The following is a 21,774-nucleotide window of genomic DNA, read 5'->3' as shown; positions in this document are numbered from 1 at the left end:
ACATCTGCCCCTAGACCGTGCCGCCATCCACGACCAAGATCTGGCCGGTAATGTAAGAGGCTCGCGGGGAGGCCAGGAAAAGAACCGCTTCGGCGACCTCCTCGGGGGTGCCGATCCTGCCGAGGGCCGAGCCCTTGACGATCCGTTCCACCACATCCTGCTTCAGCCCGGCGGTCATATCGGTCGCAATCAGGCCGGCCACGACGGCGTTGACGCGGATGCCCATCCCCCCCACCTCCCGGGCCAGGGATTTGGTAAAACTGATGGCGGCCCCCTTGGAGGCTGCGTAATTGGTCTGGCCGGCGGTGCCGGTCAGGGCGGAAATGGAGGATACCGTCACGATGCTGCCGCTGCGGCGGGCCATCATCTTGCGCACCCCCCACTTGCAACAGTGGAACAGGGGGGAAAGGTTGGTGCGCATGACCGCATCCCAATCCTCCTCCGCCATCATGGCCAGCCAGCCGTCGCGGATGATGCCGGCGTTGTTGACCAGTACGTCGATATGGCCGTTCTCCCTCGAAGCTGCGTCGATCAGCCCCTGAGCCCCTGCGGCCGTGCCCACGTCGGCCTTGATCACGCTGATCGTGCCGGCCAGCCCCTGTGCTTCCGCGACCAGAGCCGCCGCCGCCTGGTCGTTGCTCAGGTAGGCGGCAAAGACGCGTGCTCCCTGACGGGCGAACAGAAGCGAAACGGCCCGGCCAATGCCGCGCGTGCCGCCGGTCACCACCACGATATGGTCTTTAAATTCCATCGAAACCCCGGTGAGCATCTGATTACAAGGTTTTCATTCTAACGTTTTCGCCGGAGCATGTCCAGAACTGACATCAATTGTGCTCATCCACATAGATGCAACTCCTTTCGTCATATGGTTTTTCCGCCGACGGAGGGGATTGCTTCCGCATGAAGACTCTTGACAGCGCCGCCGGTACGCTTGTATTGTGATTTCACTTATTCTCGGGGCGGGGTGAAATTCCCCACCGGCGGTATCCCGGTTTTTCCGGGGAGCCCGCGAGCGCTTCTTTCCTGCGGGGAGGAGGGTCAGCAGATCTGGTGAGATGCCAGGGCCGACGGTAACAGTCCGGATGAAAGAGGATAAGGCAGCGACCCACCCAACTGGTAACCGACATCCAACCGCCCCGCACTCTTGTGCGCGCCGGTATGTCCCGTCTGCCGTCCTGCCGCCCTGAGACCAATTCCCCTTGTTGAAGGAGTCGAATCATGTCTCAGGAACTGCTGGTCTCTTTTGGTACCCCTTTTGAACGTGTTGAAACTGCCCTGACCGCATTGCGGACCGGTGCCGGCGTGTTGGTCACCGATGATGCGGAACGGGAAAACGAGGGTGACCTCATCTTTGCCGCCGAGTCCCTGACCCCGGCCCAGATGGCGCTCATGATCCGGGAGTGCAGTGGGATTGTGTGCCTCTGCCTGACGCCCGAAAAGGTTGCATCGCTCAGCCTGCCGATGATGGTGGCGGAGAATTCCAGCCGCTATCAGACCGCCTTCACGGTCACCATCGAGGCTGCGGAAGGCGTGACCACCGGGGTTTCCGCCCAAGACCGGGTGACCACCATCCAGGCCGCCATTGCCGACCAGGCGCGCCCCTCGGATTTGAACAGCCCCGGCCATGTGTTTCCCTTGCGGGCGCGTCCCGGCGGCGTACTTGAACGTGGGGGGCACACCGAGGCAACGGTTGACCTGATGCGCCTGGCCGGGCTCAAACCGTGCGGCGTACTGTGCGAGTTGACCAACGAGGACGGCACCATGGCCCGGATGCCTCAAATCATCTCCTTTGCAAAGCAGCATAGCCTTCCGGTGGTTACCGTCGCCGACCTGGTAGCCTATCGGCAGCAGGGCGGACACGTCTGAACGGCACAGGGGCAATAAATCGGGGATAGTTTGGAAGATTCCGCATCTGTGCAGGAAACTACGTCTGCACAGATGCGGAATCAACAACCGACGGGATACATCGAGTCACTTCCCGGTTGTCTGGAGTCGTACCATCATCTTCGCGCCTTGCCGCTGATATCTTCGATGCTGACCCTGAACACCCTGGTCAGTTCCCGCATGGCCTCGATATAGTCCAGCCCCGGCAAGCGAAACTCGGCGGAATACTTGGCCAGAAGCCCTTCCAAGGCTCGTTGTTTCTCCTCGTCAAAGGCCTCCGTCGCCCTGCCGGAGATAACGACGCTTTCGTACCTGGTAGCAAACTGGTCGGGCAGGACCTCGGTTGTACCGACCACACAGAAGGACACCCGGCTGTCGGCGGCAATGTTGTTCAGTTTGTGCCCTTCCACGGCGCAGTGGAAGTAGATGGCGTCGTTTTCGAAGCAGTAGCTGAGCGGGATGCCATACGGCTGGCCATCCGGGTCACAGGTGGAAAGGATTCCGTATTCGCCCCGTTCCAGGATTTCCCTCGCCTCAGGTTCCGTAAGGGCCCGCTCTTTGCGGCGCAGTTCATGGTGCATGTCAACAACTCCTTTACAGGTAGGGATTACTCTGGCTTACCGGTTGATGATCGCCATCATGGCCGCCGGATAGCGCTCACCGGCAGCCGCGCCCTTGGGGAGCACCCTGTCGATCTCCGCCATTTCGGCAGCGCTGATCGTCACCGCTGCGGCGGCCACATTCTCTTCCAGGTATTTTCTGCGTTTGGTCCCCGGTATGGGCACGATGTCGTTTCCCTGAGCCATCACCCAGGCCAGGGCCAGTTGCCCCGGTGTGCACCCCTTGCGCGCAGCAATGTCCTTGATCTGCTCCACCAGGTGCAGGTTCTTGTCGAAGTTCTCACCCTGAAAGCGTGGGGACAGGCGACGGTAATCATCGGCATCGAAGTCCTCGAATCGGGTGATCTGTCCGGTCAGGAACCCGCGCCCCAGGGGACTGTAGGCCACAAGGCCGATCCCCAACTCCCGCAGGGTCGGCAGCACCTCGTCCTCCGGGTCACGGCTCCAGAGCGAGTATTCGCCTTGCAGCACACTGACGGGATGCTCAGCGTGGGCGCGGCGGATGGTGAGCGGACCGGCTTCGGACAGGCCAAGGAAGCGGACCTTGCCGGCGGTCACCAGATCGCCCATGGCACCCACGGTCTCCTCTATCGGCACCTCCGGGTCCACCCGGTGTTGATAGTAGAGGTCGATATGATCTACGTCCAGTCGTTTCAGAGAGGCGTCGCAGGCCGAGCGCACATAGTCCGGCCGGCCGCATACGCCGCGATAGTTCGGGTCCTCGGTACGGACAATGCCGAATTTCGTCGCCACGACCACAGCCTTGCGTTTCCCCTTGATCGCCCTGCCGACCAGCTCCTCGTTGGTAAACGGGCCATACATGTCGGAGGTATCCAGCAGGGTGACGCCCAGTTCCATGGCGCGGTGGATGGTGGCGATGGCTTCAGCCTCGTCCCGCTGGCCATAGAAATCGGACATCCCCATGCACCCCAGCCCTTGGGCTGAGACAACCAATCCCTGCGTTCCCAATGTTCTCTGTTCCATGCTCTATCTCCTTGTGGTGTCAGTGAACGGGCCAAATAAATTTAGTAAGAAGAAATTTTGCGAAGGAATGCAACTTCACGCAGGATGAAATGGGCCGCAGGCAAGCTGCCACAAGAGCTGCGAGTTCAGAAAGCTATCCCGTGCAAAAATACAACGGCTATTCCGGATGTCTCCCCATGGTCCCTACCCGCCTGCGCGACAGGATCAGCACACCAGCCAGCACCGCAATAGCGCCCAGAACCAGATTGGAGACCAGAAAGGCATGCCGCGCTCCATGATGCTCCAACGCGCCCCACATACTCCCCGCCAGCAGGCTGCCCACCCCTTGACCGGCCACCCGGGCCATGGAGAGCAGCCCTGAGGCGACCGCTTCGGTCTCGAGTGGAGCCTGGGAGAGCACGGCGGCATTGTTGGCGGCCTGGAACAACGCCCGGCCGATGCCGATACCGGCCAGACCGGGCACGACCCGGCCGGTGATGCCCTGGGTCCAGGAGGCCAAGGCCAGCACGGCGCTGCCGAGCCAACTGACCCGCTCGTAGCCGACACGGTCCGAGAGCCGCCCCGCCAGCGGGCCGAGGATCATCAGCAGCACCGGGGGAAGCAGCATGGCGAGCCCGACCCGACTGGGGGTCATGCCCCTCGCTTCCAGGTAAAAGGGCCATAACAGGTTGCTGCCGAAGGATTGGGCAAAGAAACAGACCGTGGCCAGGAGTGCCAGTAGGAAACGGGGCGCGCGGATGGCGCGGCGCAGCCCTTCCCGTAGCCCCACGCCGCGTAGTTCGGTCAGACGGCCGGAGAGCAGAAAGGCCGCCAGCCCGAAAGGGAGATTGATGAAGAAGATGCTGCGCCAGCCGAACCAGTCCACCATGAAACCACCCAGGGGTGGCCCCATCATGGTGCCGGCAGCGACCGCACCTGCCACCATCCCCAGGGCCCAGCCGCGACGTTCGGGAAAGGTGGCTGCGGTCATGCCCGGCACCAGGCCGACGATGCCCGCTCCGGCCCCCCCTTGCAGAAAGCGCAGAAGATACAATACCGCCAGGTTGGGGGAAAGCGCCAAAATGAAGGAGATCATGCTGAAACTGATCAGCGAGGCGCGGTAGACCCGCACCGTACCGACCCTGCCGGCCAGACCGGACAGGGGCAGAAAGGCGAGTGCCGAACCGACCAGATAGAGGGTGGAGGCCCACTGGACGTCGCCGGCGTGGCTATGGAAATGGGCCGCCAGGGACGGCAACGCCAGGTTGAGAGCGCTGGAATCCACCGTGGAGAGGGTGATACCGATGAGGAGCGCCGCCAGGCGCAGGTCGATGCGGGGTCTGGATGATTTGGAAGAAGTAATCACGGGAGTCAACGGGGTATCACAGCGGCCTGATACGGCTTCTGCCCAGGCGTTTCATCAGCTTCCAGAGCGGCCCCTTGACCGGGAACATGCGCAGGGCCTCCAGCATGGCGTCGCTGATATTAACCTCCAGGCCGGGCACGACCCAGTTTTTGCGCTTGATCGCCTCTGACGTGACCAGTTCGGTCAACTCGTCCCTGACGGCCGGCGAGATGTAGAAGACCGGCTCCAGCAGGTTGGTGGCGCTATCGATGACCCCTTCCGCCAGGGCGGTCCGGTGCAACGGGGTACCGGGGAAGATACGGATACCGGTCATGGCGATGATCGCGGTCGGTTCCAGTTCGTCCATCAGGCTGAAGCTTTCCAGGATAGTGTCCCGCGTCTCACCCGGTCCGCCAAAAAGGATGTAATGGGCGAAATCCACCTGCCGCTCGCGGCACAGACGCGAACCTTCACGGACGTCAGCCACCGTGAAGGCCTTACCCAGATTCTTCAGCATGGCCGGTGAGCCGGATTCGGTGCCGTACTCCACGGCATCGCACCCGGCGGCCAGCATGACATCCAGCAGGCCGGGCGGCATGAAGGCCGGATTGATGAAGGCCGACCAGTTGATCGCCAGCCGTTCCGCGGTCATGGCCCGGCAGAGCTGTTCGGCGAACTCGGTCGGGTAGTTGAAGATATCGTCCACAAAATAGATATAGCTGACCCCGTGGTCCTCCACCAGGGCGCGTACCTCGGCGATGATGTCCTGGGTCGGCCGCAGGCGCATCCGACGCCCCTCCAACAGTGGATAGGTGCAGTAGATACAGGCGAAGGGACAGCCACGCTTGGTCTGCACATTGGCCATGCCCCCCTGGCGCTGGTAGCGCGCCACATCAAACAGGTTCCGGTCAGGGGTAACGATCCGCTCCACCGGCAATGCCGGCAGGAACTCATCAACACCCCGCACCAGCACCCCTGGCAGGCCGGAGGTGCTGGTGCCCTGTCCGATCGACTCCACGAGCCGGGGCAGCACCTCCTCCCCCTCGCCCACCACGCCATAATCGGCGTCCACATAGGCCAGGATCTCCCGGGGCATCAGGGAAAAACCGGAACCGCCCACCACGACCCGGGCACTCCTACGGCAGACGGAGACCACCTCCCGCACCCCAGCCAGATAGGAACGGCAACCGGGCCAGGTCACATTATCGATGTTACGCAGGGATACCACCACCAGGGCCGGCGAAAATGAGGCGAGCCGTTCCTCCAAGGCCGTTTCAGGCTCCTGTTCGAAACAGAGGTCGAGCACGGCAAGTTCATGCCCGGCAGTGGCCAGGGGGGCAGCCAGATAGGAGAGACCGATGGGGAACACCGGATAGGGGGAATGTTCGCGGTTGGCCGAAACCAGGAGAATCTTCATGTCGCCTCCAGCCAGGCCTTCATCCGCTCGACCCGCTCGGCAACCGCAGGCGGCATCTGGAATTGCAGGACGCCGTTCAGGTCGGTCAGGGCATGGCGGGTCAGGCCGGTGGCCAGTTTTTTGCCGTCAGGGTCCAGGATGACGCTTTCAAAGACCAGGGTGGCCGTCTCGCTCGGTGTCAAGGTGGTGCGGACGGTCAACACGTCGTTGTAACGGGCGGAACGCAGGTACTTTATCTCCAGCGCGACCACCGGGCCAAGATAGCCGAGAGCCCCCAACTGGAAGGCATCCAGCCCGAATCTGCCGGCCAGTTCACTGCGGCCGATCTCCATCCAGGCAACGTAATGCCCGTGCCAGGCCACCTGGTAGGCGTCCACCTCGTTGAAGCGCACGGTTAGGGCTGTTTCGTGGTAGTTCATAGCCTGCTCTCGATCCAACGATTGTATTTCTTGAGCGAATCCCCCGCCCCCACTTCCACGAAACGGGTGGCGCCGGACCGTTTCAGGGCGCGATAGGTCTGTTCCCAGTGGACCGTTTCCGTCAATTCCCGCATCAGGAAAGAGGGGATCTCGGCGGCGGTGAGGAACTCCTGATCAATGTGGTTCATGAGTGGGATAGCCGGTTCCCGGTAGCGATAGTCCCGGAAAATGGCCGTCAACTCCTCTTCCGCGTCGGCCAGGAGCGGGGTATGCAGCGGGGCGTCGCAGGGGAAGAGCTTGGCCGAAAAGGCCCCCGCTGTGAGCGCTTCGCTCAGGGTGGCCTCCATATCATGACGCCTACCGGCCAGCAGAAAATGGTGCGACGTGTTGTGATTGGCAAGAAAAACCGCGCCTTCTGCGGCCAGTACCGTCAGCTTCTCCGCCGTAAGCCCCACCAGGCATCCCAGGGCATAATCCCGTCCCAGGAAGCGCTGTTCCATGCAGGACCCCACCCGAAAGGCAATTTCCAGGGCCTCCCCTTCGCTGACCGAGCCGCAGGCCGCCAGGGCGGCATAGATTCCCATGCTGTGCTCGGCCGTCAGTGCCGGTCTCAACCCTTCCAGCCGCAGGCAGCGCTGGCGATAGAGACTCACAGCCACCCCGTAGACCTGCAGGGCCACCTGTTCCGTATGCGTCCCCTCCGCCCAGGTAAAGGTAGCCACGTCCAGCCCGGTATGGGCGCGGACCAGCGCGGCGACCGCGCTGAAATCGGCGTCGCAGGGGAGTATGGCATCGTGGGCCAGGGGTTGACCGGGAAACATGAAACAGATCATTTTTTACCTTCACAGGGGATTTGCGGGGCCCGGCAGCGGTTCGCGCGGTGTTCCCGCAGGTATTCGGCCGGCTTCATCATGCGCTGGGTGCGCAGCAGGACCCGGATGATATAGGGTATCTGGGAGGGGCGGACCTGGCGGACCCAGTCCATGAGACTCTTGTTGCCGGCGGTATTGAGGATCGAACGGCGCCAGGTCTCGGCGTACAGCTCGAAGAAGCGCTCTGCCCCCAGGCGCGGCTCCCACAGCAGGTGGTGCATGTCGAAGTTGGCCCACGGCTGCCCGGCGGTGCGGGCCAACTCGCTTTGGTAGTAGTCGGTCCCCGGCAGGGGGGTCAGGATGGTGAAACCGGCCCGCTGCAGGCCGTGGCGTTCCACAAACGCCCACAATTCCCGGAACTGCGCCTCATCCCAATCCGGGTCCACCAGAAAGTTGCCGTTGATGCCGTAGCGCAATTCCCGGGCGATTCGCACCGCCTCGATGCTGTCGCCGATGCCGGCATCCTTGGACAGGCCGGTCAGACCGTCGTCGCTGGCCGCCTCCAACCCCAGGAAAATGTCGAAGTCCTTGGCCAGGGGACGCCAAGCGGCCATCAGTTCGCCACTGCGGCGGATCAGGTCGGTGCGGGTCTGGACCAGAATCCAGCGTTTGTAAACTCCCCGGCGCTTGAGGGCGGCGGCCAGTTCGAGGCTGCGCTCGGGATTATACCAGAACAGGTCGTCGGCCACAAAGATAGCATCGCCGCAGGTGGCAAAATCCTCCACCACCGCCGTGATGGAACGCTCCCGGCAGGTGCGGCCGTAAAGCTGCCACACCGAGCAGAACGAGCAGCGATGCGGGCAGCCTCGGGCGGTCTCGATCAGCCAGACCGGTTTGAACAGCAGGCAGTGATACCCGTTGCGATGCCGCTGCACCAAGTTGCGGGCAGGCAGGGGGACCACGTCAAGCGGGGTCCGTTCCTCCAGGGGCGGGGTCGTGATCCAGCCATCGGCAGTCTTGAGCCGCAAGGCCGGCACCCGGGCAAGTTCGCCCCCCTGTTCCAGGCAGGCTGCCAGGCGCACAACCGCCTCTTCGCCGTCGTCAACCATAATGGCGTCAATCGGGTCATGCTCCAAAGGCGCCGGGAAGGCCGCGGCGGCATGCCCTCCCACCACGATGAAGGCCTCCGGCGAGGCCAGCCGGACTTCGCGGGCGGTTTCAAGCACCCGGTCGAATTCCAGGGAGTGGAGGCAACTGATGCCCACCAGGCGTGGGCGTGTGCGGCGTACCCAGGTTGCGGCACCTGGCCGGAAACGCAGATCGGCGATAGTGACATGGTGTCCTGTACCCAGCAGGGCGGCGGCGATGTATTCGAGCCCCAGAGGCTCGACCCGGAAGAAGGGGCCGAGCCCGAAGCGGTCATTGCCGGGATGGGGGCGGAGCAACAGGATGTTCATGGCTTCATTCCTTGGTTGTGACCAAGGGAGCCGTCAGGGCCCTTGGGGTACACGACTTCATCGTCCCCGTAGACGCCGCCCCGGCGCAAGACATTGTACGCCAGATTGATGAGCTTGCCGTTTCCCTGCATGACCCGCGAGAGGACCGAGGGCCAGCGGTAGACCTCACGGCGCGCCGCCCGCCACCCCTTGTACAACTGCTCCGGAGTCATCTGTTTGGGACGAAAGACCACCTGATTATGGTCATAGTGCTGCCATTCCTTATGCAGCATGCGTCCCTCCCGGTCGAACTGCTCGAACAGCGCCGTGCCGGGATAGGGGGTCAGGATGTGAAAGGTCGGGATACTGGGCGCACACTCTTCCAGATACCGGACCGTGGTCTCGAAAACGCTCTCGTCGTGGTCATCGAAGCCGAAGATCATGGAGGCCTCCAGCACGATGCCGGTGTCCCGCACCCGTTTGATCAGGTCGGCCTGGCTGAATCTGCTGCCGGTCTTGGGGTGGTTGGCCTGGGGCCCGGAGACCGATTCGATGCCGACAAAGATGCCGATGCAACCGGATTGAGCCAACAGGCTCACCAGTTCGGGGTCTTCGGCAAAGCGGAGATTGGCCTGCCCGCCCCAGCGCAGTCCGAGACCGGCCATGCCGCGCAGGATCGGCTTTGCCCGTTCCGGGTCTCCCAGGATATTGTCGTCGAGAAATACCGTCAGCTTGCGATCAAAGGTACGCAATTCCGCCAGGATGTCGTCGGGGTCGCGATAGCGGAAGGTGCGGCCGAAATAGGGGGTAACCGTGCAGAACGGGCAGTCGTAGGGACAGCCGCGGCTGGCCTGAATGGTCTGGGTCGTAAGGTAGGTGCGGCCCGCCAGAAAGTCGCGCCGCGACCAGGGAATCTCCAGAAGATCACCATGTGGGATGGAGCGGTAGCGCGGCGCCATGCGCCCGGCCCGCAGATCGTTCAAGAGTTGCGCCCAGACCGGTTCCGCCTCGCCGATCACCACCGCATCGGCATGCTGTGACGCCTCTTCGGGAAGCACCGTGGGATGGATGCCGCCCAAAACCACCGGAATACCCCGTTGCCTGAAACGGTCGGCGATCGCATAGGCCCGGACCGCCTGATGGGTCATGGCGGTAATTCCTACCAGGTCGAATTGGCCGTCAAAGGGGATGTCTTCATGGATCTCGTCGGCCAGCAGCACCTCCCACTCGGGCGGCGTTGCCGCGGCGACCTGCTTCAGGGAGAGGGACGGGAGCTGAAAACGGCGCACCCACCCCAATTTTTCGGTGGCGGGATAGATCAACAGCAGTCTCGGAGCGGTAGTCATCACAACGATACCGCCCCCGGGTGGCACGGCGGCACCATGGCGCCCTCCCCTGCCGCAGAACAAACGGCCTGATGCGTCATGTCGTCACCTTCCTGCGCTTCAGAGCCGCGCGGAAACCGAAATTCATCGGTCCGAAGACCTGTACCGAGCGGTGGAGTTTGAAGATACGACGGTACATGGACGAAAAGGAGTAGAATGAGCGACAGAGTTGTTCGTACCCCTGCTGGAGCTGTTCGGCGCTCATGCCGAGCGGCCGGAAGGTAACGTGCTCCATATCGTAGTCGCGCCAGTTGTTGGAAAAGATGCGCCCTTCGGCCTCGAGGCGGCGACGGACGCTGGTGCCGGGATACGGGGTCAGGATGGGAAAAATGGCCGCCTCGAGACGGGCGTCCTCGCAAAAGCGCAACGTCTGCTCGAAGATGGCCGGGGTATCGCCATCGTACCCCATGACAAAAGAGCCCAGGATGCCGATGCCATTGTCGCGGAAGGCCTGGGCGTCCTCCAAGTAGGAGCGGGCCCGGTTGGTGACCTTGCCCATGGCCGACAGGGACTCCTGATTCAGGGATTCGAAGCCCACGAACATCCCGACGCAGCCAGATTCCCCCGCCGCCTTCATCAACTCCCGGTCGGCGGCAAAATCGATGGGTGAATGGGAAAGCCACTTGAAATCCATCCCCTTCATGCCGGCAAACAGTTCCAGGGCGTACTTCCGGTCAGCGACGATGTTGTCGTCTACAAAAAAGAGAAACGAGTTGGCTTTGCGGAGCTGCTCAAGTTCTTGCAGGATGTTTGCCACCGGTCGTTTGCGGTATTTGCGGCCGTAGAAAGCGGTCACCGAGCAGAACTCGCAGTCAAAGGGGCAGCCGCGGGTGGTCTGGATGGTGTTGGTGAGCAGATAGCGCTTACCCGTGAAGATCTCGCGGCGGGCGCGGGGAATGGCGGCCATCTCCATCTGGGTGCCTGACTGATAGAGGCGTTTGAGGTCCCCTTGGCGATAGTCGGACAGAAGCTGCGGCCAGACCAGTTCCCCTTCCCCCACCACCACGGCATCCGCGTGGCCGAGTGCCTCGTCCGGCAGGTTGCTGGCATGGAAGCCCCCCATGACCACCGTCTTCCCCCGGCGGCGGAATTCGTCGGCGATCTCGTAGGCGCGTGGCGCCTGGGGGGTCATGGCGGTCAGGGCGATGAGGTCGGCTGTGCAGGAATAATCGATGGTCTCGAAATTGTCGTCAAGGAAGGCGACGTCCCATTCCGGTGGGGTAACGGCGGCAATCGACGCCAGGGACAGGGTGGGAAACTTGAAGGCCAACTCCCCCCACAGACGCCCCTTTTCCCAGCCGGGCGAGACGAAGAGCACCTTCATTTTTTATGTTCCGCGATGTACTCCGCCATGCTGCGCACCGAGGCAAACACCTTCGTGCCGGTGGCCGCGTCGGGCACGACCACGCCGAAATCCTTTTCCATGGCCACAACCAGTTGCAGAGCATCTATGGAGTCGAGACCCAGGCCTTCGCCGAACAGGGGGGCGTCGGTCTCGATCTCGTCGGGGGACATCCCTTCGATGCGCAGGCTTTCAATGATCATCTGTTTCACTTTTGGAATAAACTCTTCACTCATTCACAAGTCCTCTCACCACTCTATAGTGTTTCATACGTGCATTTTTATCAGCGTTCTTCCCTGCGTTTGCGGGGTTCCGCGGTGGGGCGGTCCTCGCCCCAGAAATCGAAGAAATTGTACCACTGGTCGGGATACCGTCCGATATAGCGTTCGAACACCGCAGCCAGTTGTTCCATGCCGCTCCGAATCGCCTCGGTATGCCCCCCGTGGCCTCCTTTGAAATAGATCGGTTCATCCATCAACGTGGCGTATCGATCCCCCTCAAGCGGTACGAAGACCGGGATGACCGGCGCTCCGCTGGCCAGGGAAAGATAGGCGGCCCCCACCGGGAAGGGGGTCGGCTTTCCAAAAAAATCAATGATGCTGGTGTGGGAAGAGCCGTCGCGCTCCCCCAGGAGGCAGAGGACCTCGTTGCGCCGCAGGGCGTTGACCGCCTCAATGATCGCAAGTGGCGAGGTATCGTTGCGATCGACGTAAATAAAGCCGATACCGCGCGTGCCGCGCACCTTCTCCCGCAGTTCGTTCACCTTCTCGTCAGGCTCCCGGAAGGTGAGCACGTTGACCTTGTATCCCAGGTCAGCTAGTCCTAGTCCGCCCAGTTCCCAGTTGCCGAAATGGGGCGAAACCAGGATGGCGCCGGTTCCCGCGGCCAGGGCGTCATCCAACGGTTTCTGGGTACTGCGCCGGCCGATGAGGGCCTGCAACCGGGGGCCGGTGAGGCGCATCATCAGCATCACATCGCACCAGTTGCGTGCATATTTGTAGTAGGCTGAAACCACCAGCCGCTCCACATTTGCGCGTCCGGTGACGGTGCGCATGTTTGCCCGAAAGCCGCGGCGCTTCTTACCAAGAAGGAGGTAAAAAAACATCACGAAGCAAAAGGCGGCCGGAGGAAACAGCCTGCGCGGCACCACAATGGTAAACAGATTGATAAGGAACAGGTTGATACCGCTGTAGAGGGCCATCTTAGGTGCGCGACACCTTTCCCTTTTTGACTGGGTGCCCCTTGAATTCGGCCTCCCACGCCTCATCGGCGATCTCGCCGTAGCGTCGGGAATAGTCGTCCATACTGTCCGCCAGGCCGGTAAAGATCTCGTCGGCTCCCTCGTGGGTGGCGTAGGCTCCTTCCGAGGCGAACAGTTCCCGGCCTGCATCGGGGTGATCGATCAGCATGCAGGGGCGCAGCAGGTTATCGTGCTCCCCCTGTTTCTGACGGATCTTCTGGAACAGCGGCGACGCCAGCGCATCGCGCAGTGACGTGCGACGGATGTTATCCACGGCAAAGTGGCAGAAAACGCACGGTTCGATATCGCCGTTGGCATTGATGTGGAAATATTTTCGCCCTCCGGCCAGACAGCCGGAGATCATCGGGCCGTCATTCCAGAAATCCACGAACAGCATCGGCTTGGTGGCCCGGTAACCAATCACCGTTCGGCGCAGGAGATCGCGCTGCTCGGGGGTCGGCATCAGCTCCGTGTCAGGTTTGCGCCCCACCGGCACGTAGGAGAACAGCCACATGGCAAAAACCCCCTTATCCAGGAGCATGTCGATGTAACGGGGATTGGTGATGATGTCAGTGTTCTTGCGGGAATGGGTGAACGAACCGCAGAAGGAGAGCCCCCCCTCCCGCAGCAGGTCCATGGCCCGCATAACCTTTTTGAAATGCCCGGCCCCGCGGCGTTCGTCGGTCTCCTGCTCATATCCCTCCAGCGAGAAAGCCGGCATGACGTTGCCCACCTCGGTCAACCGCTCCACCATCTGCTCATCGATCAGGCCGCCGTGGGTAAAGACCAGAAAGGCCATATCGCTGTGCTTCTTGAAGATCTCGAAGATGCCCTTCATGTAGAATGGCTCGCCGCCGGAGATGACCGCAAAATAGATTCCCATCTCCTTGAGTTGGTTCAGCACCGAGTCAAGTTCGTCCAGGGAGAGTTCCAGGGATTTTTTGTAATCGCCGGCATAGCAGCCGTAGCAGGAGAGATTGCAGCGCATGGTCGGGCTGATAACCACGGTGGAGGGGGGATAGAAGCCGTTTTGGTCGGCCCACTCCTTGCGCTTGTTGGTGCCGTTCAGCAGGTGATTGATGGCCAGGTTGCTGATCCACTTGTCCCGTTGGTTGGGGTGCAGATCGCGCAAGATGCGGCGGGGAAACTCGATGCTGGGGTGTTTGTCGCGGATCAGGCCGCGAATCCAGCGGATCCGCTCTTTGTAGTAATCTTTTTTGGGGATCAGTTCCATCAGGTGCGTCATCTTGATCAGCGTCTCATCCGATGAATTCGTCGCCATGGACAGGAGGTACGAGAGCACTTTTTCCCTGGTATAGTTTTTCAGTGTCTGGATCATGCTTTCCACTCCACTCGTCTGAATCAGTTCGGTTAGTACGTCGGTGTTCTCTTCTTTACATGTAGCGCAGGAACGTCATGCAGATGTTCCAGGTATCCCTCACCGGACGAAAATGGCTCGTGGCGCGGCCATCGGCCACCCGAGCCGGCACCGCAAGGGAACCGATGGAAAACCCGCCGCGCCAAGCCTTCATGAGAATCTCCATCTCCAGGTTATAACCGTCGGCAGCAAGCGCGACCGAGCGGAGCAGCCGCCCGGAATAACAACGGAACCCGGACTGGCTGTCGCTGATCTCAAACCCGGTCCGCTGGCGCATGCACCAGACCCCGAAACGGTTCCAGACCTTGCGCAGGCCGCCCATCTCCTGGAACTGGCTGAAACGGGAGGCGATCAGGATATCGAAACTGCCATCCCGGGCGGCAGCGACCACCCGGGGAACCGAGGATACATCATGCTGGCCATCGGCATCAAGGGTTACTACGGCATCGCAGTCATGCTCCAGCGCCCACGCAAAACCGGTTCTGAGCGCCCTTCCCTTGCCCCGATTGCGATTATGGCGCAGCAGGAGCGCCCCATGTCCGGCAGCTATGCTCGCCGTGGCATCGGTCGACCCGTCATCCACCACCACCAACGGATACCCCAGGCCGGAGCACTCGTCCAGGATCGCAGCCAGGGTTTTCGCGGCGTTGAACGCCGGGATCAGGATGCAGGCTGCCATGAATCGACCATTTCCCGCAAGGTGGTAAACGTGTAGCTGCCCAGCAACCTCCGCAGCCGCGGCAGCGCATCCCGCCGCGTCCCGTAGGAGGCAAATCGTTTCAGGAGCGGCAATTTGAGACGCGGCCCCATGGGGTCAACCTCACGAGGATGCAGGTACAACACTGCCGGCCGACCGGCCCGACCATACCTCTCGACCGTCGCCGCGATCATCCCGAATGGAAACAGGCGGAATCCCCATCCGCCGCCGGTGGGCAGATTTCCCAGGGGTGATCCTGACACCATGGGAGGTATCTCCCACAATGCCCCGTGCGCCGTCTCAATCCGGTACGGGTGACGTGCAGCGTTTTGCTCCCCGATAAAGGGCAGCGGGTTGCGGCTGGAGTCGTAGCGATAGCCGCGCTGCGCCAGGATGTCGTCAAACCAGGGGGTATGGGCTGTTGCCGACCACTGGGGTGCGCGAAATCCGACCGGCAAGCTACCGGTGATCCCTATGATAACGTCTTCGGTCTTTTGCAATTCATCCGCAAACTCCGCCGAGCTAAGTTCGTGGACCAGACGGTGCGAATAGCCGTGGGAGGCGATCTCATGCCCCTGCCGATGAATAGTGCGCACCAACTCCGGATCAGCCTCTGCCACACAGCCAAGGACAAAAAAGGTTATTTTTACCCCAAACTCTGCGAACAGGTCAAGCAGCACCTCCGTGGCTCTGTGGACACGCCAGTCATCAGGCGGGATACACGGTTGCTGTTTGAGGCCACAGACGTGAAACCAATCCTCCAGGTCAACCGATAGGCTATGTACCGCTTGCTTCGCCACAATCCTCCAAGATTTTAAAAAATACAGTAATTATATTTTTTCGTCAATTATACCGAGCGGCCTGCAAAGTTGCGAGTTAAAACCGGGCATTTCACCACGCCAACCGGTAATGCCCCATCCCGTAGGAGGCACCCTTGCCCAAATGCAGATACTCCCCCAGCGCCAGAAATGGCATAAGATCGTTGAAATCGCCGTTCAGCACGCCATCTCCCATGACCCCGGACAGGGCCATGGAACGGCGGCCGGCGTCGGCGTAAAAAAAATTATCTTCAAGCAGTTCGATACGGTTGGCAACATGGGCATACTCCCTGAAGTTGTCCCGCATCTCGTAGCCGCAATAGTAGTAGGCCAGGGCAGAGACCCTGCGCATCAGTGAACGGACAAACTGCCCGGCATCGAAAGAGTTCATGACCTTGCCGCTCTTCGCCAGCTTCAGCGGGGTTATGAAAGCGACCCCCACGGCATCGGTCGGACGGCAACGGCTATCAACAATGCCGTGGGCGTCAAGGGTAACCAGGTTTCCCAGATCCGGCGCACCATCCCCTGTAGCTATAACGGCTGGATTCCCGTGGAAGTCCAAGGATTCCACCCGGGAAATTGCCGCCGTAGCAAAGTGCCCCGCGTTGTGCCCGTTTGCGAGCAGGGAACGGAATGCGCTTATGAACTCCGACGTATGGTTGAGCGCTTTTCCCACCAGAACCAGCGTGCAGGCGAAATTGTCGGCCTGTCTCGGGGCGGCGCCGTGGGGCGGGAACGAAAAGATGAACGGCAAGGGGGGCTTTTGATGGCACCTCACTGCAGAAGGGTCGGCACCAAGCTGCTGGCTGAACAATACACAATAGGGGCACTCCGTACAATCGGAGCCCGTTGAGCATGCGAATGCATTTCCAGTGCAGACGAGCTTTCTGAACACCTCGGCAAAGTCCGGGCCACTGCGGTACAGATACGAAACCACACGGGAAACATCACTGGTATGGATGGTAAAACGCAGGTGAACGAAACTGAAATCCAAGTAAAATCCTCATTCTCGATAAAAAAATCGGGGCGTCCTGCAGGATGCCCCGATTGTAACACATATTGCCGTAAAACGTATCAGAATTAGGCGAATTGCGCCTTCAAAAACTCCCGATTCATGCGGGCGATGAACTTGACGTTGATCCCCTTGGGGCAGGCGGCCTGGCACTCGTAATGATTGGTGCAGTTGCCGAAACCGCATTCAGCCATGGCCTTGGTCATGGCGGTGACGCGGGCGGCCGCCTCTGTCTTGCCTTGGGGCAGGAGCGCTAACTGGGAAACCTTGGCCCCGGTGAACAGCATGGCGGCGCCGTTGGGGCAACCAGCCACGCAGGCTCCGCAGCCGATGCATTCGGCGGCATCCATGGCCTCGTCGGCTACCGGCTTGGGGATCAGGATGGCATTGCCGTCGGCCACCCCACCGGTATGGCAGGAGGTATAGCCACCGGCCTGGATAATGGTATCCAGGGCGGAGCGGTCGACGATCAAGTCTTTAATGATCGGAAAGGCGCGCGCCCTCCAGGGCTCAATGTAGATGGTATCGCCATCCTTGAATTTGCGCATATGGAGTTGGCAGACGGTGGTGCGCACCTGACCGCCATGGGGTGCGCCGTTGATCACCTGGGAACACATGCCGCAGATACCCTCGCGGCAGTCGTGGTCAAATACGATCGGCTCCCTGCCTTCGAGGATCAGGTCCTCGTTGACGCAGTCGAGCATCTCCAAAAAGGAATGGTGCTCGGTGATGTTCTTAGCGGTATAGGTTTCAAATTTGCCCGGATCGCTGGCATTTTTCTGGCGCCACACGATCAGTGTCAGTGTCATGGTCTTGTGATCGCTCATTATTTGTAGCTCCTTACGGCGAGATGTACGTTCTCGAATTTCAACGGCTCCTTGTGCAGTTCGGGTTCAACACCCACGCCCTTGAACTCCCAGGCGCCCACATAGCAGTAGTTGACGTCGTCGCGCTTGGCCTCGCCGTCATCGTACTGGTATTCCGACCGGAAATGGCCGCCGCAGGACTCGTTGCGGTGCAATGCGTCGCGGCACAGGAGTTCGCCGAACTCCAGGAAGTCGGCGGTGCGGCCGGCGTTCTCCAACTGTTGATTGAGATCGGCGCCGCTGCCGGAGACCTTGACGTTCTTCCAGAACTCCTCGCGCAGGGCCGGAATCTTCTTGATATTTGCCTCCAAGGACTCCTTGGTACGCGCCATGCCGCAATTTTCCCACATCATGGTGCCCAGTTCCCGCATGAAGTCGGTAACAGTGCGCTTACCATTGATGGAGAGGAGCTTGTTGACGTCCTTGTTGACGTCCTCCATGGACTTCTTGAACTCGGCGTGATCTTCCTTGACCTGACCCGGCTTGACGGTGGCCAGATAACCGCCGATAGTATAGGGAATGACGAAGTAACCGTCGGCCAACCCCTGCATCAGGGCCGACGCCCCCAGGCGGTTGGCGCCGTGGACCGAGAAGTTGGCCTCACCTAGCACGAACAGGCCGGGGACATTGCTCATCAGGTTGTAATCGACCCAGAGACCACCCATGGAGTAATGGGGTGCAGGGTAGATGCGCATCGGCGACTTGTAGGCGTTCTCGTCGGTGATCTTCTCATACATTTCGAACAGGTTGCCGTAGCGCTCGCGGATGGTGTCCTCGCTGAGGCGTTTGATGGAATCGGCAAAATCCAGATACACGCCGCGGCCACCCGGACCGACGCCGCGCCCCTCGTCACACTGTTCCTTGGCGGCGCGGGAGGCGATGTCACGCGGGGCCAGGTTGCCGAAGCTCGGGTACTTGCGCTCCAGATAGTAATCGCGATCTTCCTCGGGGATCTGGTTGGGAGGACGGGTGTCACCCTTTTTCTTGGGTGCCCAGCAACGCCCGTCGTTACGCAGCGACTCCGACATGAGGGTCAGCTTGGACTGGTAGTCGCCGGCCTGGGGAATGCAGGTCGGATGTATCTGGGTGTAGCAAGGGTTGGCAAACAGGGCGCCCTTTTTGTGGGCCTTCCAGTTGGCCGTAACCGAACACCCCATGGCGTTGGTGGAGAGGTAGAATACGTTGACATACCCTCCGGTGCAGAGGCAGACGGCATCGGCGGCGTAACTTTCCAGCGCGCCGGTCACCAGGTTGCGCACGGTGATACCGCGAGCCACGCCGTCCACCACGACCAGGTCAAGCATCTCGCGGCGGTTATACATCTTGACCGTGCCGGCCTTGATCTGGCGGGACAGAGCCGAGTAGGCCCCCAACAGGAGTTGCTGACCCGTCTGACCGCGGGCGTAGAAAGTTCGGGAGACCTGGGCGCCGCCGAAGGAGCGGTTATCCAGATAGCCGGCATAGTCGCGGGCAAAGGGGATGCCTTGGGCCACACACTGGTCGATGATGTTGTTGGACACCTGGGCCAGACGCCAGACGTCGGCTTCGCGGGCGCGAAAGTCCCCCCCCTTGATGGTGTCATAAAACAGGCGATAGATGGAGTCGCCGTCGTTGGGATATGCCTTGGCAGCATTGATACCACCCTGAGCGGCTATGGAGTGGGCGCGGCGCGGGCTGTCCTGATAACAGAACGCTTGCACATTGTAGCCCAACTCTCCCAGGGAAGCCGCGGCAGCGCCCCCGGCCAGGCCGGTGCCGACCACGATGACGTTGTACTTCCGTTTATTGGCAGGATTGACCAGTTTCAGGTCAAAGCGGTGTTTGTCCCAGGTTTGCTCAATCGGTCCGGTTGGACATTTTCCATCAAGTATCACGGTAACCCCCTTAACCTTTCAGAATTCCAGCAAAGATTGACAACGGAACGGCGACGTACCCCAGAAACAAAACCAGCGCAACCAGGGTGCCAGCCTTGACATAGACCGGCAGCGTCCTGTCGGTACTCCACCCCATCGTCTGGAAAAAGCTCTGGATGCCGTGTGACAGATGCAGAAACAGGGTCACCATAGCCGCCACATAGATGAAGGCCACAAAAAAGTTCTGGAAGCTGGAGACTACCATGGTAAAGACGTTGATCGCCCCTTCGGCATCGGGCACCAGGGCCATGCCGGGGACGACCTTCATGGTGAAGTGCAACAGGTGATAAATAATGAAGCAGAGAAGGAGCAGGCCGGTCCAGATCATGTTCTCGCTGGCAAACGTGGCCTTCTGGGTCGCCTTGACGGCATACGGTTGGGACCGGCCGCCGCGATTCTCAATGGTCAACTGAATGCCGTACCAGATATGGATGGAAACGGCAGCCAGCATGAAGGCCCGGAATGCCCACACCAGGGGAGGAAACGCATGGAGGTGGTGGGCATAGGCGTTGATGCCTCCGCTGATCCAGCCAAAAATGGTCGTATTGCCGATCAGATGGACCACGACAAACAAGATCATGAGCAGTCCCGTGATCGCCATCACGATCTTTCTGCCGATAGACGATGATAGTAGTTGCATAGAGTTCCTTCCTTTTTAAGATGGTAATAACGCTCGGAGCATCAATGGAAATAAAGCATGGGGATAGCGAGATGATAAGGGAAAGGCGGGGGACCACGCCAACACGACCTTGAGACGACCTGCATTCTATCCTCCTTCGAGTGTATTTGATGCGGCAGTCATGCAATTAATGCCATGTCATTTTCTCTGTGGAATCCAGACAGGGCATAGTAAACACCGTTATAAAAAATTGCAAGGGTTTTGTGTATACAGAATACAGGCGAAACAGCTCCAGGCGTCAAGCATCACCGGGATTGCATTTGGAGCGACATTCTGATAGTAAACTACACGCTATCGTAAGCATTTTGTTACGAACATATGATATGATTCACACCTGTACCTCTCCGTGACCCGGTCACCGTAGCTACGATGCGAACAAGATTTAGAACAGAATTGATAACGAGGGGTTAGATGTTATTCCAATTAATAAAAAAAGACAAGCATTGTGCCGCCCGACTGGGCCTTATCACTACCTCGCGGGGGGAGATTCCCACGCCGATTTTCATGCCGGTGGCCACCCACGGCGCCATGAAACCGCTCACCCCTGCGCAGATAGAGGAAACCGGGGCGCGGATCATTCTCAGCAACACCTATCACCTTCATTTACAACCGGGCGAAGGTCTGGTGAAAAAGGCTGGCGGTCTGCACAAATTCATGTCGTGGGACAAACCGATTCTGACCGACTCGGGCGGATTTCAGGTTTTTTCCCTTCCCAATAAACGGATCACCGAGGATGGCGTTTTCTTCAAACACGAGGTGACCGGTGAGGAAATCTATCTCGACCCGGCCAGCGCCACCCGTATTCAACAGGACCTGGGGGCCGATATCATCATGGCCTTCGACGAGTGCATCCCCTACCCTTGCGACAAGGCGTACGCCGAGCAGTCCACGAAAAAGACCATCCGCTGGCTCAAGGAGTGCCGTAACGCCATGACCGACAACGGCCAGGCCTTGTTCGGCATCGTCCAGGGGAGTGTGTACGAGGATCTGCGGGCCATGTGCGCCCGGGAGATGCGCAAGCTGGACCTGCCCGGCTATGCCATTGGCGGTGTCAGTGTCGGCGAAGGATTGGAACTGCTCAAAAAAGTGGTGGGCTGGACGGCGCCGCATCTGCCGGAAAACAAGCCGCGTTACCTGATGGGAGTCGGCCTCCCGGAAGACATCCTGGAGAGCGTTGAGCGTGGTGTCGACATGTTCGACTGCGTCATTCCCACCCGCTACGCCCGGAGCGCGACACTCTTCACCCGGCGGGGCAAGATCCGTCTAACCAACAAGAACTACAAACGGGATTTTTTCCCCATTGACCCCAGCTGCGACTGCTACACCTGCCGCCATTTCACCCGCGCTTACCTTCACCATCTGTTTGTGGCCAACGAGGTGCTTTCGGCGATCTTATCCGCCCTGCACAACATCCACTTCTACCTGACCATGATGGCTGAGATCAGGGAGGCAATCGCCAATGACCGGTTCATGGAATACAAGGGTGCGTTTCTGAGGGAATACCTGGGGAATGAACGGAAGGTGAAGCGCGACGAGTGATGCGCCTCA

At 60.3% G+C, this 21,774-nt stretch carries 21 protein-coding genes and 1 riboswitch; of the genes, 2 read left to right on the top strand and 19 right to left on the bottom strand.

What is annotated here, in order from left to right:
* Positions 1 to 10: 10 nt before the first annotated feature.
* The gene (gene fabG, locus F6V25_RS04440; RefSeq protein WP_151127417.1) at positions 11 to 751 is read right to left on the bottom strand and encodes a 3-oxoacyl-ACP reductase FabG; all 741 of its coding nucleotides are present in this window, start codon (positions 749 to 751) and stop codon (positions 11 to 13) included.
* Between the two features lie 195 nt (positions 752 to 946).
* Positions 947 to 1,098, top strand: a riboswitch (FMN riboswitch).
* 120 nt (positions 1,099 to 1,218) lie between these two features.
* Between fabG and ribB the strand changes: the two genes are divergently transcribed.
* Positions 1,219 to 1,866, top strand: a complete 648-nt coding sequence (ribB, locus tag F6V25_RS04435) for a 3,4-dihydroxy-2-butanone-4-phosphate synthase (RefSeq protein ID WP_151127416.1) — start codon at positions 1,219 to 1,221, stop codon at positions 1,864 to 1,866.
* Between the two features lie 134 nt (positions 1,867 to 2,000).
* On the opposite strand, the gene F6V25_RS04430 is transcribed toward ribB, so the two are convergent.
* The 18 genes from F6V25_RS04430 to F6V25_RS04345 all read right to left on the bottom strand — a co-directional run bounded on the left by F6V25_RS04430 (position 2,001) and on the right by F6V25_RS04345 (position 20,187).
* The gene (locus F6V25_RS04430; RefSeq protein ID WP_151127415.1) at positions 2,001 to 2,465 is read right to left on the bottom strand and encodes a pyridoxamine 5'-phosphate oxidase family protein; all 465 of its coding nucleotides are present in this window, start codon (positions 2,463 to 2,465) and stop codon (positions 2,001 to 2,003) included.
* A 36-nt stretch (positions 2,466 to 2,501) separates the two neighbouring features.
* Complete coding sequence (locus tag F6V25_RS04425; RefSeq protein WP_151127414.1) at positions 2,502 to 3,488, bottom strand: aldo/keto reductase; 987 nt, start codon at positions 3,486 to 3,488, stop codon at positions 2,502 to 2,504.
* A 157-nt stretch (positions 3,489 to 3,645) separates the two neighbouring features.
* On the bottom strand, positions 3,646 to 4,833 hold the full coding sequence (locus tag F6V25_RS04420) for an MFS transporter (protein ID WP_246166956.1): 1,188 nt from the start codon (positions 4,831 to 4,833) through the stop codon (positions 3,646 to 3,648).
* Positions 4,834 to 4,849: 16 nt separating this feature from the next.
* Positions 4,850 to 6,229 (bottom strand): lipid biosynthesis B12-binding/radical SAM protein, encoded by a 1,380-nt coding sequence (locus tag F6V25_RS04415; protein WP_151127413.1) that lies wholly within the window; start codon positions 6,227 to 6,229, stop codon positions 4,850 to 4,852.
* Positions 6,226 to 6,648 (bottom strand): acyl-CoA thioesterase, encoded by a 423-nt coding sequence (locus F6V25_RS04410; protein ID WP_151127412.1) that lies wholly within the window; start codon positions 6,646 to 6,648, stop codon positions 6,226 to 6,228. Before F6V25_RS04410 ends, F6V25_RS04415 begins: the two co-directional genes overlap by 4 nt.
* Positions 6,645 to 7,481, bottom strand: coding sequence for an ACP S-malonyltransferase (locus F6V25_RS04405; RefSeq protein WP_151127411.1), 837 nt, complete (start codon positions 7,479 to 7,481; stop codon positions 6,645 to 6,647). Before F6V25_RS04405 ends, F6V25_RS04410 begins: the two co-directional genes overlap by 4 nt.
* Positions 7,478 to 8,917 carry a B12-binding domain-containing radical SAM protein gene (locus tag F6V25_RS04400; protein WP_151127410.1) on the bottom strand — a complete coding sequence of 480 codons (1,440 nt, stop codon included), beginning with the start codon at positions 8,915 to 8,917 and terminating at the stop codon, positions 7,478 to 7,480. Before F6V25_RS04400 ends, F6V25_RS04405 begins: the two co-directional genes overlap by 4 nt.
* Positions 8,914 to 10,242 carry a B12-binding domain-containing radical SAM protein gene (locus F6V25_RS04395; RefSeq protein WP_151127653.1) on the bottom strand — a complete coding sequence of 443 codons (1,329 nt, stop codon included), beginning with the start codon at positions 10,240 to 10,242 and terminating at the stop codon, positions 8,914 to 8,916. Before F6V25_RS04395 ends, F6V25_RS04400 begins: the two co-directional genes overlap by 4 nt.
* Before the next feature lie 76 nt (positions 10,243 to 10,318).
* A complete protein-coding gene (locus tag F6V25_RS04390) occupies positions 10,319 to 11,605 on the bottom strand; it encodes a B12-binding domain-containing radical SAM protein (protein WP_151127409.1) in 1,287 nt (428 codons plus the stop codon).
* Positions 11,602 to 11,859, bottom strand: coding sequence for a phosphopantetheine-binding protein (locus F6V25_RS04385; protein ID WP_151127408.1), 258 nt, complete (start codon positions 11,857 to 11,859; stop codon positions 11,602 to 11,604). The genes F6V25_RS04390 and F6V25_RS04385 overlap by 4 nt, the downstream gene beginning before the upstream one ends.
* Positions 11,860 to 11,906: 47 nt before the next feature.
* A complete protein-coding gene (locus tag F6V25_RS04380; RefSeq protein WP_151127407.1) occupies positions 11,907 to 12,824 on the bottom strand; it encodes a lysophospholipid acyltransferase family protein in 918 nt (305 codons plus the stop codon).
* A 1-nt stretch (position 12,825) separates the two neighbouring features.
* Positions 12,826 to 14,202, bottom strand: a complete 1,377-nt coding sequence (locus F6V25_RS04375; RefSeq protein ID WP_151127406.1) for a radical SAM protein — start codon at positions 14,200 to 14,202, stop codon at positions 12,826 to 12,828.
* Between the two features lie 55 nt (positions 14,203 to 14,257).
* The gene (locus tag F6V25_RS04370; RefSeq protein WP_151127405.1) at positions 14,258 to 14,920 is read right to left on the bottom strand and encodes a glycosyltransferase family 2 protein; all 663 of its coding nucleotides are present in this window, start codon (positions 14,918 to 14,920) and stop codon (positions 14,258 to 14,260) included.
* The gene (locus F6V25_RS04365; RefSeq protein ID WP_151127404.1) at positions 14,902 to 15,738 is read right to left on the bottom strand and encodes a polysaccharide deacetylase family protein; all 837 of its coding nucleotides are present in this window, start codon (positions 15,736 to 15,738) and stop codon (positions 14,902 to 14,904) included. Before F6V25_RS04365 ends, F6V25_RS04370 begins: the two co-directional genes overlap by 19 nt.
* A 91-nt stretch (positions 15,739 to 15,829) precedes the next feature.
* The gene (gene cas6, locus F6V25_RS04360; protein ID WP_151127403.1) at positions 15,830 to 16,510 is read right to left on the bottom strand and encodes a CRISPR system precrRNA processing endoribonuclease RAMP protein Cas6; all 681 of its coding nucleotides are present in this window, start codon (positions 16,508 to 16,510) and stop codon (positions 15,830 to 15,832) included.
* A 326-nt stretch (positions 16,511 to 16,836) separates the two neighbouring features.
* Complete coding sequence (locus tag F6V25_RS04355; RefSeq protein ID WP_149305619.1) at positions 16,837 to 17,595, bottom strand: succinate dehydrogenase/fumarate reductase iron-sulfur subunit; 759 nt, start codon at positions 17,593 to 17,595, stop codon at positions 16,837 to 16,839.
* Positions 17,595 to 19,508 carry a fumarate reductase/succinate dehydrogenase flavoprotein subunit gene (locus tag F6V25_RS04350; protein WP_151127402.1) on the bottom strand — a complete coding sequence of 638 codons (1,914 nt, stop codon included), beginning with the start codon at positions 19,506 to 19,508 and terminating at the stop codon, positions 17,595 to 17,597. Before F6V25_RS04350 ends, F6V25_RS04355 begins: the two co-directional genes overlap by 1 nt.
* Positions 19,509 to 19,518: 10 nt before the next feature.
* On the bottom strand, positions 19,519 to 20,187 hold the full coding sequence (locus F6V25_RS04345; RefSeq protein ID WP_151127401.1) for a succinate dehydrogenase cytochrome b subunit: 669 nt from the start codon (positions 20,185 to 20,187) through the stop codon (positions 19,519 to 19,521).
* A 450-nt stretch (positions 20,188 to 20,637) separates the two neighbouring features.
* On the opposite strand from F6V25_RS04345, the gene tgt reads away from it, so the two are divergent.
* Positions 20,638 to 21,765: a tRNA guanosine(34) transglycosylase Tgt gene (gene tgt, locus F6V25_RS04340; RefSeq protein WP_151127400.1), complete on the top strand. Its 1,128-nt coding sequence runs from the start codon at positions 20,638 to 20,640 to the stop codon at positions 21,763 to 21,765.
* The last annotated feature ends 9 nt before the right edge of the window (positions 21,766 to 21,774 follow it).

The sequence above is a fragment of the Oryzomonas japonica genome, assembly GCF_008802365.1.
Lineage (GTDB): Bacteria > Desulfobacterota > Desulfuromonadia > Geobacterales > Pseudopelobacteraceae > Oryzomonas > Oryzomonas japonica.
This window is presented reverse-complemented; position numbering and strand designations above follow the sequence as displayed.